Annotated in this window: 2 protein-coding genes; both read right to left on the reverse strand. The window is 53.4% G+C overall.

Annotation, left to right across the window (positions count from 1 at the left end; all coding sequences use genetic code 11):
• Nucleotides 1–318 precede the first annotated feature (318 nt).
• On the reverse strand, nt 319–840 hold the full coding sequence (locus WNB94_RS17065) for a YcxB family protein (RefSeq protein WP_341391573.1): 522 nt from the start codon (nt 838–840) through the stop codon (nt 319–321).
• 827 nt (nt 841–1,667) lie between these two features.
• Nucleotides 1,668–2,180, reverse strand: coding sequence for a hypothetical protein (locus WNB94_RS17070; protein WP_341391574.1), 513 nt, complete (start codon nt 2,178–2,180; stop codon nt 1,668–1,670).
• Nucleotides 2,181–2,965 lie beyond the last annotated feature (785 nt).

The following is a 2,965-nucleotide window of genomic DNA, read 5'->3' on the forward strand; positions in this document are numbered from 1 at the left end:
GGTGTCGTAGTAGCCCATGAAAAAAAATATTGCCTGACGGCACAAGTTGATGAGAGCCTAACGAATGGGCAGATGCCTGTGTTTGCGAAGAGCCTAACTACCAAGGTAACCGGCGCCGGAGCCCGTGAGGGCGGAGGGTACAACCAAGGGCCATGAGAATGCCGAAGGCATGGCCCTTGGTTGCGTCCGCGTTGACCTGACAGTTAGGCTGGGGCGCAGAGTGGAAGGTTTGTGCATTACTACTACCTGTAGTTTTGAGTGTTGCACTTCACGTGTCAATCCACGCCTGGTGGCAGGAGAGGCTGCGCTTCCATAGCTTCACTTCTGGGCAATGTGACGAGTGAATTGCTCGAATTGAGCAAGCTGTTCTCCTAGCGCAGCGCGAGGGACGATCACAGCTTGGATTGCATCAATGAACAAGTAGTAGTTTGTGTCGTCCGCATCCCAATCCAGGAAGCTCATCCAAAATGTTTCGGTCGTGCCCCTTTGTGTTTCTATCCGCAGCCCATCCGAGTTAAACGACATCACCTGTGGCGAGAGAAACGCGCCGTTGGGCAAGAGAGCACGCTTTCTCAGCAGTGCTTGTGACAGCTGTGGCTGCATAACCGCGAGAGCCAATGCCAGTGCCCCAGCGACGCCGATAACAGCCAACGGCCCAGAAATCTCTGGCCACTCGCGGTAGAGGCGCGCGTAAGTGGCACAAGCCAGGCCAATGCACAGCCAAATGACCACGCGTAAGCCGAACTGTGCAGACAACAACCCCTGGTGGCGCTGAAACCGGCGCGCTACCAGTTTTTGAAACCGTACGAAGTCAGCGTGAGTGAGCGAGAAGTGGATCATGTTGTTCTGCGGCCTAACTACCAAGGTAACCGGCGCCGGAGCCCGTGAGGGCGGAGGGCACAAGCAAGGGCCATGAGAATGCCGAAGGCATGGCCCTTGGTTGCGTCCGCGTTGACCTGACAGTTAGGCTGGGGCGCGGAGTGGAAGGTTTGTGTAGTACGGCTGCCTGCATTTTTGGTATTGAACTTCACGTATCAATCCGCGCTTTGACATTGCATAGAGGACTGTCTTGCGGCAGACCTACCAACCATAGACCATGAGCGATAGACCGGTGCAGATCATAAGACCAAACGTGACAAACCAGCTTAACCTAGCTCGGTCGCCAGCTCTAACGGTGCTGGCGTCATCTACGCCACTGTAACCACGTTCCAAAATGAAGGAGAGGGCTGCCCATTGGCTTTTGCCCCCACCGCTTCCTGAGATCAGCAGGCCGCTAATTGCTTCGAGCTGCCTGTCGCTAAGTGTGCCGCTTCTTTGCGCCTCACCTATGAAGCGCATAACCAAGTACCAAGAGATGGCGCCAGCTCCCGCGAATAGCCAGAAAAGACCCTGAGAAATCGAGATGTTCATGAGCAGAGTTGTATGTAGCAAGCTTGGACTAGATGCTCGTGCTTGTCGAATCTGCGGAGCCTAACTACCAAGGTAACCGGCGCCGGAGCCCGTCAGGGCGGAGGGCACAACCAAGGGCCATGAAAATGCCGAAGGCATGGCCCTTGGTTGCGTCCGCGTTGACCTGACAGTTAGGCTGTGGCGCGGAGTGGAAGGTCTTTAAGGTGAAATTTCTGAAACTTTGGATTCAGTTATGATCTTCACGCTTTGTTGCCATTTCACGCGTTTAGGAACAATCCGGATAATTTGATTTTTGGGTTTTTTGTGGTGACAAAATATTTGACTTGATGGAATAAACTTGATTTTCCATCCTCAAATGGAGATCCAAGCCTTTCGCTTAGTATGATGAGTTCCGTGCTTTTGGTGTTTTTTGAATTTTTGAATTGCACAAACAGTAGGTCCATCACTCCATTGGGCATTGAGTGCCAGGGGCGCCACTCCATGTGCTCGATCGCTGACAAAGGCACTGTAACTTTGCGGAACAGAGACCTAAAGTTTCTTATGATCAGGAGGCCCCTTTTAGGGTCGAGCTCAATAAACTGAAGAAGGAAAAATGCTGAGCCAAAAAAAGATGCGATCGGCGGAAAAATAATAAGGCCAAGTGCATTGAGATTATTTTCTCTGTCGATGAAGAGGCCTACTGTCATGTATATTGCAGTTGCCAAAAATGCAACAGATGCGGATATTTGAATTGTGGCAATGTGGCCAGAAATTATTTTTTTCGTATTCATTTGTCTGCATTTGATGCATCTTAAAATAAGGCAGCGCTTCCGAACTTGTGTGTTCAGAAAAAGCCTAACTACCAAGGTAACCGGCGCCGGAGCCCGTGAGGGCGGAGGGCACAACCAAGGGCCATGAAAATGCCGAAGGCATGGCCCTTGGTTGCGTCCGCGTTGACCGCCGAGTTAGGCTGTGGCGCGAAGGAGAGGGCGCGGAACACACGGCAAACGTGCCATGGTTCGATGAACAGTGATGCTGCACAGACGCTCCCTTTGATGTTTGAGAGCAGTGTGCCAGACGCCTCGGCCTGGTGGAAGACCACCGACGTAGTTGAGCCAAAAGGCCGATGGCGAATGGCACTTTGGCGCCCCTGGACGTTGAGCTGACTGCCGCAGGACAGGCAGCCCGCAAGGCCGATGGCGTGTGGCACTTGAGCGCCGCTGTTTGGCGAGCAGGCTGCCGAAGGACAGACGGCCAACCAGAGCGGTGAAAGTAAGACCCCCTGCGTGCCGTGCTGCAGTTTTGATGCGCGTTGAAACCGTTCAAAAAGCCCATGCCGTGGGCACCAAACCAAGATTCCAGAGCCTTCCGAAAATCGCTCATTTGACTTCCAGAGAGTTCCGGAAACGAAGGCCTAACTACCAAGGTAACCGGCGCCGGAGCCCGGCAGGGCGTAGGGCACAACCAAGGGCCATGAGAATGCCGAAGGCATGGCCCTTGGTTGCGTCCGCGTTGACCTGACAGTTAGGCTGGGGCGCGGAGTGGAAGGTTTTGATAACATGTCAGTCTAGAATTT

The sequence above is a fragment of the Aquabacterium sp. A3 genome (assembly GCF_038069945.1).
GTDB lineage: Bacteria > Pseudomonadota > Gammaproteobacteria > Burkholderiales > Burkholderiaceae_C > Aquabacterium.